The sequence below is a fragment of the Anaerolinea thermophila genome, assembly GCF_020723905.1.
Classification (GTDB): domain Bacteria; phylum Chloroflexota; class Anaerolineae; order Anaerolineales; family Anaerolineaceae; genus Anaerolinea; species Anaerolinea thermophila_A.
Window position 1 is genome coordinate 271,447 of record NZ_DYHZ01000005.1, and the last position, 15,855, is coordinate 287,301.

Genomic DNA, 15,855 nt, shown 5'->3' on the forward strand with positions numbered 1-15,855 from the left:
CACCATGAAACGGTTTTCAGGTTTTTCTGTTACTCCCTGGATGCTCATTGGCGCAATTGGTGTTGCCGGAATCCTGTCACTTTTCCTGGTTGCAGGGTTAAGTTTTCTTGCTCAACGATGGGCATCACATCAAAATACTTCACAGAAAGCCATATTGACGGTCATTCCTGCTCCAACAGTGACTCCAACTCCACTATTTATAATTACAGAGACGCCAGAAATTGCCAGCGTAGAGATCAATGGAATCAGTATTGGGGTATATGTTCAAATCTCCGGTACCGGGGGAGACGGGTTAAGATTGCGCTCAGGACCAGGCAAGGAGTTTCCTCCCCTTTTCCTGGGTTATGAATCTGAAGTATTTGAGGTGAAAGACGGTCCGAAATTTTCGGACGGTATTACATGGTGGTATCTGGTTGCCCCATACGATCAAACTCGAAGTGGTTGGGCGGCATCAGATTATCTAAAACTGGTGACGGTAGAATTGGAGAAACCTTCCCAATGAATCAAACAGAATTTCCCCAAAGAATTACTCTTAACAAGAAAGAAAATTTCCTTGAAATTCTCTGGCAAGACGGGCATCTCAGTCAATACCCTCTTCCACTCTTGCGCGCGGCATGTCCCTGTGCTACCTGTCGGGGAGGTCACGAGAACATGCGTTCCGAACCAGACCCTATGGTTTTTGCAGTAAAACTTTCTGATTCCCCTGCTACCAGGATTGATCAGATTGAAGCAACCGGACAATATGCAATAACCATCCACTGGCAGGATGGTCATCATTACGGGATTTACACCTGGCATTATTTGCGTGCCTTATGTCCATGTTCTGAATGCCGGGGAATTATTCACGGGGAAGACACGCCTTCTTCTTGAAGGTATTTTTCAATCGTTTCCGCCAGTTGTCTGGCTCGCACTGGAGCAATGCCAGTGTAACTCTCAATATTTTGACACGCCAGAATTTCTTCCGGGCTAAGGAATTTTATCAGTCTTTCATCGGAAATAAAAAGATTGAAAAGAGGGTTAGGGGCTCCCGAAAGCACTGCAGACCACGCCTTCATGGAGTGTTCCCGGATAATTTCATGCATTTCCTGGCGGTTTGCCCCTTTCTGGACCAGTTTCATCAGCAGTTGCTCGCTTGCAGAAAAGGGAGCAAATGTCTGAAGGTTTCGCTGGATAACATTGAAATTAACTTTCAGCCCTTTGAGAATCCTTATAGAAGTCAATAAAATCTCATCGGTGATGAGAAAGGCTTCTGGAAGGATGGAGCGACGATTGGCACTATCATCCAAGGTCCGTTCCAGTAGTGAATGAGAGGCATTCTCCCACGCAACTTGTGGCAGCGATGCCAGTAAACGAGCCAATGAATCAATTTTTTCAGCCTGGATGGGGTTGCGTTTGAAGGGCATGGCAGAAGACCCAACCTGTTTTTCACTGAATGGTTCGCTCCATTCCCCAAACAATGGAGATTGAAGAATTCGGAGATCAAAAGCAAATTTGTACAACGTAGATCCCAATCCAGCCAGAGAAGAGAGAACCTGATAGTCCTGGATTCGAGGGTAGGTCTGGGTGGTTACTGAAAAGAAAGGTACCCCTAATTCGGTACTCATGCGCTGTTCAAAACGATCAAATTTGTCTATCCCGAAAAGTTCAACGTATGAAGAAGCAGAACCAACGGCACCTTTAAATCCTTTTCCGCGAATCTCATTTTTGAGTTTGTTCAGAATCTGGCTGTGAAACAACAGGTCTTGGGCAAAACCTGCCAGACGATATCCCAGTGTAGTGGGTTCTGCTGGTTGTAAATGGGTGAAGGCAAGGGTTGGGGTATCTGCATAAAGACGTATATTCTGTGCACTTAGGGCGAGTAATTCATTAACCTTCCTGATAAGAATATCGAAAGATTCTTTAAGTCGAATGGCTTCGGCATTATCCTCAATATCCATTGAGGTTGCACCAACATGGAGATATCCTCCTGCGTTAGGACATTGCTCGGCAAAACACTGAAGTTCTGCCATCAGATCGTGGTGGATTTGTCTCTCGATTTCCAGGGAACGTTCGATATTGATTTGATTTTGCTTTTCTTCCAATTCCGCAAGAATTTCCGGGGAAAATAATCCACACTCTGCTTGAACTCTGGCAAGGCATACCCAAATTTTTCGCCAGAGCATTCTTTTGTGTTCTTCACTCCAAATAGCGCGCATTTCGGGGCTGGCGTATCGCCAGCTGAAGGGGGATTGGTAAAGTGTATAATTAGTTAACATCGTAAACCCATCCAATGGTTAGGAAATTGAAAGGTCAAAAGGTAGCATTCTGACAATCTAAAATATATAATTGCTTAACAACACAGAGCATCAGGGTGGCGATTTCTCGGATTTATTGTAACGTTAAATTGGGTAAAGAATGGGAGAGGGATTCTGTGGAAACCCATCGAATAACACAAAGTTTTACACCAGGTTCAGAAGGACAGGATAAACAGCTTCAACCAGGAAGCATGTTAGCCAACCGATACCTCATTCAGGAAGTCGTAGGTATTGGTGGTATGGGGTCAGTTTATCGCGCTCGGGACCTTCACTTTCCAAATGTAGTGAAATTGGTCGCGGTCAAAGAGATGATTAACCAGGCAAGGGATAGCCAGATCCGCCAGACCATTGTACAAAACTTTGAACGAGAAGCAAATATTCTGGCTACCCTGAATCACCCTTCCATCCCAAGGATTTTTGATTACTTTACCCATGATGAACGTTCGTACCTTGTTCTGGAATATATTAATGGGAAAGACCTGGAAGAAATCCTTTCTGAGTCCCCAGGACCTTTGCCGGAAGATCAGGTAGTTGCCTGGGCGATTGAATTGTGTGACGTACTGGCTTACCTGCACAACCACAAACCAGAGCCGATCATCTTCCGGGATATGAAACCCTCCAATGTGATGGTCAACCAGGATGGGCATATTGTACTGATCGACTTTGGTATTGCGAAGATGTTCCGTGCAGGTCAGAAAGGCACCATGATCGGTACAGAGGGTTATTCGCCACCTGAACAGTATCGTGGGGAAGCCACACCCCTGGCAGATATTTATGCTTTGGGAGCAACGCTTCATCACCTGCTCACCAAACGAGATCCGCGCATTGAAACACCATTCACATTCAACGAACGTCCTGTGCGGAAATTCAATCCTTCTGTCTCTCCGGAACTGGAAGCCATTATCAACACAGCCGTTCAATATAACCCTCAGGATCGTTTCCAGAGCGCTGAAGAGATGAAAGAAGCCCTGCTCAATGCTGCCCGAAAGACGGGTGTGCTTTCGCGTATTGCTACAAAGTCATTACTGATCTCAAGCGAGGAAAACACCAAACCTCTGTGGACATTTGAATGCGAGGATGAAATCCGGGGCGGTCCGGCATTTGAAAACGGTCTTATCTATGTGGGCTCGTATGATAATAACCTGTATGCGGTAAATGCTACCGATGGAAAATTCGTGTGGAAATTTCCAACTGAGGGTGGAATTGTTACTCGCCCGGCTTTTGGGGAAGGGTTGGTTATTTTTGGTTCAGAAGATCATCGGATTTATGCATTGAACTCCAGAAGCGGTAAAATCGCCTGGACATATCCTACAGAAGGACCGGTCCGAGGATCTCCGAAGGTTGCAGAAGGACATGCGTTTGTGGGTTCTGATGATGGTTTTCTTTATGCCATCAATCTTACTTCCAGCAGGTTGGTCTGGAAATATGATACCGGTGGACCAGTACGCTCTACCCCGTTTATTGCGAATGATTTGATTTTCTTCGGGTCTGAAACCGGAGATTTATTCTGCATGGATTTCCGTGGCGCTGTGAAGTGGCGCTTTAAAGCCAAGCGGGCCATTTATTCTTCTCCGCTTGTGGTTAAAGGCTCGCTCTTCTTCACATCTCTGGATTCGATTTTGTACTCGATTGATGCTCGCACGGGGTGGGCAATCTGGCGTTTCCGCATGGGAAAAGGGTCGGTATCTTCCCCGTGCAATGTGGAAAGTTACATCATTGTAGGTTCCGCAGATGGATTTATTTACTGCGTAGATGGTGGCACGTCAAAAGAGATCTGGCGATTTAAGACCGATCATCAGGTCAGCGGTTCTCCATTAGTTTATCGAGACTCTATTTATTGCGGTGCCGCAGATGGAAATCTTTATTGTCTGGAGTATCGCACAGGAAGGTTGCGTTGGAAATTCAGCACAGGAGGGGCAATCACCAGTGCGCCAATTGTGTATAATGATATCTTGTACGTGGGTTCTGCCGATCATATTCTATATGCGCTCATTCCATAAAGCGACCAACGGGGAGGAATTGTGCTGGAATTTTTGAAGAAATTTATTGGCAAGAAACCCCAACCAGCGACATCAACGCCTGTGATTGGGATCGAAACGGCTCCATTATCCGAAGAGCAATTGCAATCTGTATTACCTGAAACGGTACACGTTTCGCCTCCACAATATCAGATTGGAATGGGCTTATCGGTAGGCAGACAACGTGAGGTCAACGAAGATACCATATTTGCTCTGTCTGCAACCATTGCTGATGGTGTAAGGGATCTTCCTTTTGGTATTTTTGTATTGGCTGATGGAATGGGGGGGCATGCCAGCGGAGAGGTTGCCAGTGCCGCCGCTGCAAAAACGATGGCGCAGTTTGTTTTGGATAAAATTTCGTCCTGGATGCTATCGGTTGAGCAGGAAGGTGCGGGGGAAAGCATTCAGGAAATTATGGAAAGCGGCGTCCGTGAGGCACATCGCGCGGTATTAAAAGCCGCGCCCGGGGGAGGGACTACCTTGACCGCCGTACTTGCTCTGGGAGAACAAATTACGATTGCCCATGTGGGTGATAGCCGGGTGTACTTTATTTACCCTGATGGGCGCGTACAGATAAAAACTCAAGATCATTCTCTGGTACACAGATTGAAAGAATTGGGGCAAATCACTGACAAAGAAGCCTCCACCCATCCACAAAGAAATATCCTTTATCGGGCATTAGGTCAAACCGAACCCTTCCGCCCTGATATTATTACCTGTGAATTTCCTCATCCGGGGACACTTTTACTTTGCAGTGATGGTCTCTGGGGTGTTTTGCCAGAAGAAAGCATTGCTCATATTGTCAATACTGCTAAAAGTCCTTCTCAAGCCTGTCAAACCCTGGTTGAATCGGCGAATCTTGCAGGAGGACCAGACAACATAAGCGTGATTCTTGCACAGTATCTCTCTTAGCGGAGTAAAGCCTTGAGAGATTATTATTCTATTTTGGGGGTCTCAATTGATGCAACGCCGGAAGAAATCCGGGCGGCTTATTTTGATTTAGCCAAAAGGAATCATCCAGATGTTACGGATGATCCCAAGGCACATGATCGGTTTGTAGAAATTCAGGAAGCCTACGAAGTGCTTTCGAATCCCTCTCGGAAAGCAAAGTACGATGCTTCGTTGCCAGAGGAGATAAAAAAAGGTCCGGCTGTAACCTTAAACGTCCGCACCAGTCGTATGGTCATTCCGAAAATCCAGGAACCTCAATTGTTTTACGCGCTGGTGGATTTAATCTGCACTGCTGAATATGATGTAAAAGAAGCGCCTCCCTTCCATATTTGCCTTGTTCTGGATCGTTCTACTTCAATGCAAGGCGCAAGAATGGACATGGTAAAGTCCAGTGCCATTAATTTGCTTAAACAATTCCGTAAGCAGGATCTGATTTCTGTTGTAGCGTTTAGCGACAGGGCTGAAGTCATCATTCCACCCACTCGTGTGACCGACCTTGCAAAAGATGACCACCGAATCAGCATGTTACAGGTGGGGGGAGGAACGGAAATTTATCAGGGTTTGCAACTGGGTATTGAACAGCTCCGCTCTATTGATCCTCGTTTTATGCGCCAGTTGATTTTGCTGACGGATGGGCACACTTATGGTGATGATGAAGCCTGCATTCAACTGGCTGAAGAAGCCGCACAGGACGGCATTCAAATTAACACCATGGGAATAGGCCATGAGTGGAATGACGATTTGCTGGATAAAATAGCCACCATCAGTGGAGCCAATTCGATTTATGTGACTTCTCCCAAGGATCTCAATAAATTCTTTGAGCAAAAATTGCAGTTGTTGAGCGATACCTATGCCCGGGGATTGTCTCTGGAGTTCACGCTAGGAGAAGGGGTGGAACTGAAATACGCTTTTCGTCTCCATCCAGAGACAACTCCTTTACCGGCCGCCAATCCCCTTCCGTTAGGCTCGCTGATGTATCATAAGAGTATGAGTTTACTCTTTGAATTTGTCATTCACCCAATTACTGCGGAAACTTCCTCCCTCTCAGTTATGACCGGAAAAATTAAAATGGAACTTCCATCCGTCCAATCACTACGCGCTCGTTTGCCCATTCAGATCAAGCGTGTGGTGAGCGAAAATCCGGACCCGGAATCACCTCCTCCTGCTTTAATCGAAGCCCTGGGAAAATTAACCCTTTATCGCATGCAGGAAAAAATTCAAAAAGAGGTAGAGGAAGGACAAATTGATAAAGCCACAAGGAGACTTCATTACCTGGCAACTCAATTGCTTTCTCAAGGAGACCGCGAACTGGCACATGCTGTCCTTTTAGAAGCGGAACACTTACAACAAAGTCGAACTTTTAGCCGCGAGGGGGATAAAAGAATCAAATATGGAACGCGAGCACTCCTTTTACCTTCAGGGATGGAGCATTAGTCTATGATCAAGTGTCCAAATTGCCACCACGAAGAACTTCCAGGCTCTCTCTATTGCAGTGAGTGTGGTACTCAACTGGTTGTTTCTCAAACGACCACAACCCAGCATATTCAACGAAATCCCTCCGATGTTCTGGTGGTTACTCCTCCTTCACAAATGCCACCCAAACCGGGCATTCATCCAGATACTGAAGCGGAATTCAAGGTTTTTCTCAGTTTTGTTGACAGTGGGAAGGTGATTGAGTTGTCTGGACAAACAGAATATACCCTCGGGAGAACATCAGAAGGTCAACCTATTCTTCCTGATATTGATCTTTCCCCTTTTGACGCTTATTCGAAAGGAGTATCGCGTCTTCATGCTGCTTTGAAAATACAAAGCCATCGTGTGGTGATTACCGATCTGGGATCTTCAAATGGTACCAGAGTAAATGGTCAAAAGATCGTTCCTCATGTGGATTATCCGCTAAACCATGGGGATATGATATCTCTGGGGAAATTCGCTTTGCAAATTTTGATCAAAAAATAGAGGTGTGCTATGCCAACGGTATTAATCCACATTATGAACGAAGATCCTGTAGCGGGTGAGGTGGAGCATCTCCCTTCTCCTACTGATAATCTGATTATTCTTAAAAACCCCCGTAAACGAGATGGTAAAGACCTTCATTACCTGGAACCGAATGTTTCTACGGTGATATGGCCCATTTCTCGCATCAATTTCATTGAAGTCCTACCCACAGGCGAAGAAGAAGAAATCATTACTTTCATTCGTGAATAGGTGGTGCATCTGTGCCAGACCAATTTAAAAATCGAAGCATTCTTGTCGTAGATGATGAAGAAAGAATGGTGCGGTTTATCCGCCTGAATCTGGAGCATGATGGCTTTCAGGTCATTTCTGCATACCGTGGATATGAGGCATTAGAAAAAGTTCGAACCGAAATGCCCGATCTGGTATTACTGGATGTCATGCTCCCTGATTTAGATGGTTTTGAGGTTCTCCGGCTGATTCGGGAAAGCAGTAATACCCCTGTGATCATGCTGACCGCAAAAGGAGAAGAAGATGATCGTGTCCGCGGACTTGAACTGGGAGCGGATGATTATGTTACCAAACCTTTTAGTCCACGCGAACTGGTCAGCAGGGTCAGAGCAGTATTACGTAGAGTAGAAGCGGCCAGCCTGACAGCAAAAAATGAAATCATAGAGGTGGATGATCGTTTGAAAATAGACTTCGGCCGTCGTGAAGTATGGGTTGAAGGAAAAACGGTGAAACTCAGACCAACAGAATATCGCCTTCTTTACCATCTGGTGCAAAATGCCGGCTGGGTGATGACCTATGAACAGTTATTGACCAAGGTTTGGGGGTATGAATACCGCGATGAAGAACATTATGTGCGGCTATATATCAACTACCTGAGACAAAAAATTGAGAAAGACCCCTCTAATCCAAAATACATTCTGACCGAAAGAGGGGTAGGGTATCGCTTTGTGGATTTCCGTAAAAATACCGAAGCCGCACAAGGTTAAGTCAGCACTGGACGTCCCATTCTTTTTCTGATATATTGCAGTAAGAAATTGAACCTGTGGAGTGTTTTTTATGATCAATGAACCTATTCATGTAACCGATGCCGCCTTTGAAAAAACGGTACTGCAGTCTTCCTTACCTGTAATTGTAGATTTCTGGGCGCCCTGGTGTGGTCCCTGTAAAATGATCGCCCCTGTGCTGGAAAAAATTGCCAAAGAGTACGCGGGAAAGGTAATCGTGGCAAAAGTGAATACGGATGAAAATCCAGAATGGGCAATGAAATACGGGATTCAGGGTATTCCAACTTTGTTGTTTTTCTCAAATGGGAAGATTGTCCATCGCCAGGTGGGAGCGTTGCCTGAACGAGCCCTCAGGGATATTGTGACTCAGTTCTTAGAGGTGGTTAATTCCACTCAAACCCACTAACTTGAGGTTTTATAAGAAGGCTCCGCCGACAAGGCGGAGTTTTTTTATTGCTGTTGGAGTATAGAAGATATGAGAAAACCAGCAATTTGATCAGCCCCATTGGTTTTCTGTTTTCTACGGGGTAATTGGAGTAACTGGTTTACACTTTCCAGGAGGGATTCTTCCCAGAATAAGTCTTCAGGAATTTCTATACCTCCCATTTCTTCTCTAACAAAACGAGCCAGGGGGGGAGATTCCCGAAATTTAAGGCGAGGAATGTAGCCGTAAGGAACGCCTGTCCAGCAGGCTTCAGCCAGTGTGCTGTAACCAAGTTTTCCGATTACCGCATCGCAAGCATTCATTAGATCGGTATGGTAATAACCGGAACGGTGAGGCAACAAAATTAAGTTTTTTTGTTTTGAAGCAAAACTTGCTCCCCCAGGAACGATGAAATAGGTATCTGGCATTTTCTGAAGCATTTCAACGGGAAACCGGTTACTTTCAATACCCCCCATAGTAATGAGTACAACCGGGGCATTTTGAGGAATCTCAAGGGAAGTACGTATCGCCTCTCTTGAGGTGTAAATAGGCCTGCTTATCGGATCAACAATCAGATGACATGGTTCAGGTTTACAAAAGGGTATTGCCTGGACGTGAAAGGAACACTGGGCGTACAATTCTTTCAAATATTCGATAAAGGGTATAAAACCCGGTTCTTCCGAAAGATATCCTTCGTAAATCCAATCCCAGGTAAAATTTTCAATTAGCACAGAAGGTACATGAATGCGTTTAGCAACCGAAATACCTAAAGGGGAGATGTCACAAAGTATTGCTTTGATTTCTTTTTCCTTTGCCTCTTCAGATAGCTTTACTACCACAGGCTCAGAAATCGGGTAAAAACTTTCCAACGCTCTGAGGGTGGCAGGGAGATCTTCCTGCAAAGAATTGATTTGCACCAACCCAATGTCGCAAGCCAGCGGATGAATTGTATAATTAGTTAGTCGAGAGTCATCGAAAAACCATTGAGGAACAGTTGTGTATACCTCAAACCATAGATCACGTCGTTTTTGTAAGCAAGCCAGCATTACAGCCGTAGCCCTTGCGGCATGTCCAAAGCCATGAGGTGTGATAAAGTAAGCAAGATGGATCATAATAATTAAGCCAGAAGTATAACACTGCATTTCCGTAAGCCAAGGTATTGGATGTGTCTTCAAACCGGGAGGATTGACGATGAAACACAAAACCCACAAATTACTTCCTTTGATTTTTATCTTTTTACTTTCGGGTTGTAATTTACTGGCAACTCCGCAAGTAGATGAAAATCAAATTGCCACTCAAAGTGCTCTAATCATCCAGCAAGCCGCACAAGCCACTGCAACGGCCTATGCAATGGAAACGGAAATGGCAAATATAGCCACCAAAGCGGCGCTATTGGGTGCAACGTTTACACCGACATTTACAGCGGTTCCACCCAGTAGCACTCCATTGCCCACGTCAACATTACCACCAACCCAAACACCCTTGCCTTCTTTTACGCCATTTCCTACATTCACTCCAATTCCTACGGCAACTCCTGTTCCATGCAACCGTGCTGGCTTTGTTGCTGATGTGACCATTCCAGATGGTACAATCATTCCACCCGGAGCAACTTTTACAAAAGTTTGGCGGCTGAAAAATAATGGCACTTGCACCTGGAATACGAATTACTCTGTGGTGTTTTCTGGTGGAGATCGAATGGGTGGGGCTTCTCCAACTCCGCTTACAGCAAACGTCGTGCCAGGAGAAACCATTGACATTTCAATTACCTTTACGGCTCCTACTACTGAAGGGAAATACCGCAGTAACTGGAAACTCCGCGCTGCCGATGGAACAGAATTTGGTTTAGGTTCCAGGAATTCAGCATTCTATGTTGATATTGAGGTAAAAAGCGGTACCTCCGCTTATCCCTTTGACTTTGTCTTAATGGTTTGTTCTGCAGAGTGGAGTAGTGGCGCCGGCACGTTACCTTGTCCCGGAACAGATGGTGATGCAAAAGGTTTTGTGTTAGTTCAGCAAAAACCTCAACTGGAAAGTGGTGTTGTGGATGATGAACCGGCTCTCATTACACAACCTCAGGCAATCACCGATGGCACCCTGAGAGGAAAATTCCCGGGATATAAGGTACAAACCGGGGACAAATTCAAAGCCATCATTGGCTGCAGTTACAACTACAAATCCTGTGATATGCGTTTTCAACTTGATTACCAGATTGGCTCTGACCCTATTCAAACTCTTGCCTACTGGAATGAGGTTTACGATGAAACTTTTCACAGTGTTGAGGTGGATCTCAGTCCGCTCAATGGAAAGACTGTGCGTTTCATCCTCACTGTGTTAGCCAATGGAGAAATGAAGCAAGATCGAGGGATTTGGTTAGCCCCTCGAATCGTTCGATAATGCTCTTGACCAAATTGAAAGTGGAGGATTGAACCGTGAAACCTCAGCCCCAGGTCAGCATCATATTCCTGTATTCAGATCATCTGAATAAGCCCGCTTTTGAAAGCATTCGTCAAGAATTAGAGACTGACCGGCGTGCAATTCTTGAAAAACTTTCAGAGAAGTATTCCATCTGTTCTTATTGGGTTGTGTCTACCAATCAAGATCTTGCCCGTTTTGTGAGTTCATTCCAGTCTGAAGAAAGTGACATTGTCATCTTGCTATACCAGACACAGGTTGAAGAACTGCATGTGCAAGAACTCGTAGATGCTGTAGGTAATAAACCGCTTGTGGCATGGTGTTATCTTCCGTGGAAACGGGCGCCTAAACCGCTCTCTTACGAGGAATACCTCCGTGCTTCTGGAGCGGCTTCGATGTTTGTGGCATTTCATGAATTTCGTAAGCGATTTGTTCCTTATCTTCCCGTCTTTGGTGCAATTCAGGATACAGATTTATTACGAAAATTAGACTCTTTTGTACAGTCGGCAAGAGTCAGAAGCCAGTTACGCCATGCAAAAATCGCTGTCTTAGAACACGCTGGCATCCATACTGAAGAAATTTTCCAAACCATTCAATCTCTTGGAGTCAACCTGCAACGGATCCCTCTTTCTGAATACCAGGATGAAGTGGTAAAGGTTTCGAGTAAGGACATTGCTGAGTATATTCAGCAATTGAAAGAATATGTCCCAGATTTCATGGTGACAATTCCTACGTTACAACATGGAGCCAAATTATCCGTTGCATTAAACCGTCTGGCTTTGCAAAAGAACCTGGATGTTTTTGCCTTACCAGCGCATTCACCGGAAATTCGCCGGGTATTGAAAATTTGCCCGGGGCTTCCACCAGAATGGGGAGATAATCCTCACACCATTTACTTAACCACACTGGATCCTGGTGCAATCCTGGCGAGTTTATTGCTTCGTCTTGTGACCGGGCAAGTTGGTTTTTTGTTCAAAGCATGGTTTTGGGATAAAGCCAGAAACATCCTTGTGGGTGGACATACCGGACTTCAATACCCCAACATCAGCGCTCCTAAACTTTCTCTGGTCTGTGGAGATTATTACTGTAACCGCGCTGATCCTGATGGGGGAGTTCAGTTAGAATTTATTGCAAGATCAGGAAGAGTAACCTTACTTCAGATGGAGCACCGTCCTGAGGGGTGGAAAGCCTTAATCACGTCTGGAATGTGTTTGGAAAGTGAGTTATGGGTAGAGGGACTACCACAGGCAGTAATCCGTCCTGACTGCACTATTGACCATTATCTGGAAGTGGTTTCTGCGAAGGGGAGTGGAAGGAACTGGGTTATGGTTTATGGAAGCATCATGGAGGATTTGATTGCCCTCTTTGAACTGATGCAAATGCCGTTTGATATTATCCAGCAATAAATCGTGGGGTGATTCTGATTAAGTAATATACTAAACCTCTCTTACAGATACAAAAGAGAGGTTTTTTCTTTTTTGGGTGATTGGGTTATAATCAGTCAGCGTATTCTGAAGCGACTAAAGGGATACCGTTTTGTCCTATGCAAATTTTAAACATTGGTCCATTAGAACTGATCATTATCTTCTTGATCATGTTTATATTACTTGGTCCTGAAGGGATGATCAAAACAGCAAGGCAAATTGGCACATGGATTCGCAAAGTCATCCAATCGCCCATTTGGCGAGACATCATGGGGTATTCTCAAGAAATTCGAGAGTTGCCTACCAAAATTGTTCGGGAAACTGGACTGGAAGAAGATCTGGAAGAGATACGGAAATCAACTGAATTAACCGCCAAAGAACTGGAAAAAACAGTTAACGAAACTAACCGCGAGATAAATGAAACCATCAGAGAAACCGGAAAAGTAGAAGTAAACCTTGACTTAAATCCCCCGGCAAAATCAGTGCCACTGGAACCATCGAGTACTCCGCAAAATATTCGTAAAGATGGCTCTGCTACTTCCTCTATTCCTGCAGTCCAGACCTATGATAAGTACAATCAAACGGACGATGATGAGGAAGAAGAGTAATCAAGCAAACTTGGCAAAGAGCACACTCAATAAATATAAAGCAAAAAGGGGAGCCATCAACAACCCCATATTAACCGGGTCAACGGTTGGGGTAATCATTGCAGCAATGACGGCAATGATTACCACTGCATAACGCCACTGCGCTAATAACATTTTTGAATTTACGATTTTGAATTTTGCCAGTACAAATACGATCAGAGGCGTTTCAAAACTCACCCCAATCCAGAACATTAAATTCGTTACAAAGTTAATGTAGTTTGATAGCCGAATAAATGACTGTACCCCTAAAAAAGAAACTAAAAATGGAATTGCAGCAGGAAGCATTACGAAGTAAGCAAATGCTACTCCGGAGAGAAACAAAAACGAAGCAACCGGAATAACAGTGAACAGGATGCGTTTCTCACGGGGCAATAAACCCGGAACAATAAAAGCAAAAATCTGGTATAAGATATAAGGAAGTGCCAGAATGAAACCGCTGAGCAAAGAAACCCGCATGAAGACACCGACATTCTCGGTCACTTCGATAGATACAACGTTTTTAATGCCACCAATTGGACGTGCGAGAATCTCAATGGCGTATTGGGAAAACATGAAACTCAGAAACGTAGTGACGATCAGGGAAAAAAGGGCTTTGAGCAATCGACTACGGAGTTCGTTTACATGTTCCCAGATATCCATTTCTTTGCCAACGGTCATATACGCCCATCCTCTCTACTCAAAGTGGTTGTATTTTATCCCAAGATGAGGGCTTTGGTGAAGGAAATACCGGGAAGGTGGACATGGAAATTACAAGAGATGTTCTCACAAAACTTGCAGAAATAAATGCCGAATTTGTGATTGCCACAATCGTAGCCCATCAGGGATCAACTCCACGTTCCACTGGAACGAAAATGTTGGTCTTCCCAGATGGCAAGATTATGGGAACCATTGGTGGGGGAATGCTGGAAGCCAATGTGATTAAACAAAGTCTCATCGCGTTGAAAGAAAGAAGAGGTGCTCTCCATGCCTACCAATTTACCGGAAAAGATGCCGCGTCAATGGATATGATCTGTGGGGGAGAAGTCACTGTAATGGTGACGTTTATCCCTTCACAGGCGAAAGATTTTATGGAAATCCAGCAAAAACTCAAAAATTGGGAAGAGAAAGGGGAAACTTTTCTGGAAATAACTGGATTCCAGGAAAATGGAAATTGTCTGTTTGGGGGGATCAATCTTACGACAGGGGAGGAAATTGGATGGATTCCGGAAAAAGATGTCTGGAGAGCAGAAGCCAGGACAACATTCATGCAGTTGGAGTGGGGCTACGTTTTTTCAGAATATCACCAGCCGGGGTTCACGGTTTATATTTTTGGTGCCGGGCATGTCGGTCAGTCTGTGGCTTTATTTGCCAAACCCGTCGGATTCCGTGTTGTAGTTGTTGACGATCGGGAAGAGTTTGCCAATCCTGACCGCTTCCCCCAGGCGGATGAAATTCTTGTTCTGCCTTCAATAACCGATGTTTTTCAAAACAGGACATTTAAAGCATCTGATTATATTGTGATTGTTACACGGGGACATTTGCAAGATTATCAGGTGCTGGAGCAGGCTTTACAAACTCACGCTGGTTATATTGGAATGATTGGTAGTCGCAGGAAAAATCAATTGATTTTTCAGACGCTTCGTGAAAAAGGTTTCCCGGAAGAAAAAATCCAGCGGGTACACGCTCCAATTGGATTGGCTATTGGGGCAGAGACCCCCGAAGAAATTGGAATCTCAATTCTTGCAGAGTTGATCCAATTTCGAGCAAACCAGCGGAACCGCTAAGAAACACGCCCGTTTGACTGAATGAGGTCATAATAACGATACAATTGCTGCAATTGAGGGGGCGTGATAAAAATAAATGGACGTACTGCCCTAATTGTAGCAATGGCTTCTTCTACATGCATGCCCTGGTGAATTAAGTACGCCGCTGCCATGGTTGGGGCTCTGCCAACACCAGCACCGCAGTGGATATATACTTTGCCGCCTTTTTGAATTATTCTCTGGATAAATTCAACACCCTGCCTTAATTGCTCTATAGAAGGGGCTTCATCATCAGGTGTGGGTAAATAGCAGTATTCTTCTGGAGCCAATCCAAGGGCTTGATCGTCCTTTTCTTCCCGCATATTGACAACTGCATGAATTCCCTCGGTTTGAAGAAGACGCAAGCCCTGTTTTCGATATTGAGGTCCTACGTAAAGATTAGGGGTAATTTTTGAAAATTGTAAAAGGGGTACTCCCGTCAGGGCAGGTAATCCACGCCCGTAGAGCCATAAAAAAGTTACCCTTACCCCTTGCTCAGTTATTCTGCGGTAAATGATTTGTAGCGCTTTTCCAATCATTTCTTTATTAATTGTCTGACAATTCATAAAAGGTGTTTCATATCAAGTAGGGTGGGGGATACCCCTGGAAATCTTTTGAGCATATGCCCGAACGGAATAAATGCATGAATTAATTATATCTTATGAGAATGGTTTGGCTAACCAAAAACAAGTAATGTCACTAAAATTTCGTGTAGATGATATTCTGTAGTCAGACGAATTATCGGCTATAAGAAAGTTTTGGCTTTTACACAACTTCCAGAGAATGCTCACAAACAAATCGGTGGTTAAGACATTTTTCCCAGGACACACAATAATAAAGAGAATCCAGTTTTTATTTGAATGCGAAGATAGTTACTCTGTCCACTCTATAGAATATCATCCACGGATACGCAAATGATAAATATAAATGAC

Annotated in this window: 17 protein-coding genes; 13 read left to right on the plus strand and 4 right to left on the minus strand. The window is 44.6% G+C overall.

What is annotated here, in order from left to right; all coding sequences use genetic code 11:
- Positions 1-4: 4 nt before the first annotated feature.
- Together LHF31_RS09700 and LHF31_RS09705 are read left to right on the plus strand one after the other, a co-directional pair.
- Positions 5-502, plus strand: a complete 498-nt coding sequence (locus LHF31_RS09700; protein ID WP_298010590.1) for an SH3 domain-containing protein — start codon at positions 5-7, stop codon at positions 500-502.
- Entirely contained in the window at positions 499-870 is a 372-nt protein-coding gene (locus LHF31_RS09705; RefSeq protein WP_298010592.1) for a DUF971 domain-containing protein, read from the plus strand. Before LHF31_RS09700 ends, LHF31_RS09705 begins: the two co-directional genes overlap by 4 nt.
- Here the strand turns inward: LHF31_RS09705 and purB are convergent.
- The gene (gene purB / locus LHF31_RS09710; RefSeq protein WP_298010594.1) at positions 843-2,255 is read right to left on the minus strand and encodes an adenylosuccinate lyase; all 1,413 of its coding nucleotides are present in this window, start codon (positions 2,253-2,255) and stop codon (positions 843-845) included. The genes LHF31_RS09705 and purB overlap by 28 nt on opposite strands.
- A gap of 230 nt (positions 2,256-2,485) precedes the next feature.
- Between purB and LHF31_RS09715 the strand changes: the two genes are divergently transcribed.
- From LHF31_RS09715 to trxA, 7 genes are all read left to right on the plus strand, one after another.
- Positions 2,486-4,294 carry a PQQ-binding-like beta-propeller repeat protein gene (locus LHF31_RS09715; protein WP_298010596.1) on the plus strand — a complete coding sequence of 603 codons (1,809 nt, stop codon included), beginning with the start codon at positions 2,486-2,488 and terminating at the stop codon, positions 4,292-4,294.
- A 21-nt stretch (positions 4,295-4,315) separates the two neighbouring features.
- Complete coding sequence (locus LHF31_RS09720; RefSeq protein ID WP_298010598.1) at positions 4,316-5,224, plus strand: PP2C family serine/threonine-protein phosphatase; 909 nt, start codon at positions 4,316-4,318, stop codon at positions 5,222-5,224.
- Between the two features lie 12 nt (positions 5,225-5,236).
- The gene (locus tag LHF31_RS09725) at positions 5,237-6,697 is read left to right on the plus strand and encodes a DnaJ domain-containing protein (RefSeq protein ID WP_298010601.1); all 1,461 of its coding nucleotides are present in this window, start codon (positions 5,237-5,239) and stop codon (positions 6,695-6,697) included.
- 3 nt (positions 6,698-6,700) lie between these two features.
- Complete coding sequence (locus tag LHF31_RS09730; protein ID WP_298010604.1) at positions 6,701-7,222, plus strand: FHA domain-containing protein; 522 nt, start codon at positions 6,701-6,703, stop codon at positions 7,220-7,222.
- A 9-nt stretch (positions 7,223-7,231) separates the two neighbouring features.
- Complete coding sequence (locus tag LHF31_RS09735) at positions 7,232-7,471, plus strand: hypothetical protein (RefSeq protein ID WP_298010607.1); 240 nt, start codon at positions 7,232-7,234, stop codon at positions 7,469-7,471.
- Positions 7,472-7,482: 11 nt separating this feature from the next.
- The gene (locus tag LHF31_RS09740; RefSeq protein WP_298010610.1) at positions 7,483-8,217 is read left to right on the plus strand and encodes a response regulator transcription factor; all 735 of its coding nucleotides are present in this window, start codon (positions 7,483-7,485) and stop codon (positions 8,215-8,217) included.
- A 70-nt stretch (positions 8,218-8,287) separates the two neighbouring features.
- A complete protein-coding gene (trxA, locus tag LHF31_RS09745; protein ID WP_298010612.1) occupies positions 8,288-8,641 on the plus strand; it encodes a thioredoxin in 354 nt (117 codons plus the stop codon).
- A 44-nt stretch (positions 8,642-8,685) separates the two neighbouring features.
- Here trxA and LHF31_RS09750 read toward each other — a convergent pair whose 3' ends face one another.
- The gene (locus LHF31_RS09750; RefSeq protein WP_303774167.1) at positions 8,686-9,771 is read right to left on the minus strand and encodes a hypothetical protein; all 1,086 of its coding nucleotides are present in this window, start codon (positions 9,769-9,771) and stop codon (positions 8,686-8,688) included.
- A 79-nt stretch (positions 9,772-9,850) separates the two neighbouring features.
- Here LHF31_RS09750 and LHF31_RS09755 point away from each other — a divergent pair, with 79 nt between their 5' ends.
- The 3 genes from LHF31_RS09755 (at position 9,851) to LHF31_RS09765 (ending at position 13,103) form a co-directional block, all read left to right on the plus strand.
- On the plus strand, positions 9,851-11,053 hold the full coding sequence (locus LHF31_RS09755; RefSeq protein ID WP_298010616.1) for an NBR1-Ig-like domain-containing protein: 1,203 nt from the start codon (positions 9,851-9,853) through the stop codon (positions 11,051-11,053).
- 35 nt (positions 11,054-11,088) lie between these two features.
- The gene (locus LHF31_RS09760; protein WP_303774168.1) at positions 11,089-12,477 is read left to right on the plus strand and encodes a hypothetical protein; all 1,389 of its coding nucleotides are present in this window, start codon (positions 11,089-11,091) and stop codon (positions 12,475-12,477) included.
- Positions 12,478-12,614: 137 nt separating this feature from the next.
- Positions 12,615-13,103, plus strand: a complete 489-nt coding sequence (locus tag LHF31_RS09765; protein ID WP_298010622.1) for a hypothetical protein — start codon at positions 12,615-12,617, stop codon at positions 13,101-13,103.
- On the opposite strand, the gene tatC is transcribed toward LHF31_RS09765, so the two are convergent.
- The gene (gene tatC, locus LHF31_RS09770) at positions 13,104-13,799 is read right to left on the minus strand and encodes a twin-arginine translocase subunit TatC (RefSeq protein ID WP_298010624.1); all 696 of its coding nucleotides are present in this window, start codon (positions 13,797-13,799) and stop codon (positions 13,104-13,106) included.
- An 83-nt stretch (positions 13,800-13,882) separates the two neighbouring features.
- Here tatC and LHF31_RS09775 point away from each other — a divergent pair, with 83 nt between their 5' ends.
- A complete protein-coding gene (locus LHF31_RS09775; RefSeq protein WP_303774169.1) occupies positions 13,883-14,905 on the plus strand; it encodes an XdhC family aldehyde oxidoreductase maturation factor in 1,023 nt (340 codons plus the stop codon).
- Here LHF31_RS09775 and LHF31_RS09780 read toward each other — a convergent pair.
- Positions 14,902-15,489 (minus strand): dual specificity protein phosphatase family protein, encoded by a 588-nt coding sequence (locus LHF31_RS09780; RefSeq protein ID WP_298010630.1) that lies wholly within the window; start codon positions 15,487-15,489, stop codon positions 14,902-14,904. The genes LHF31_RS09775 and LHF31_RS09780 overlap by 4 nt on opposite strands.
- Positions 15,490-15,855 lie beyond the last annotated feature (366 nt).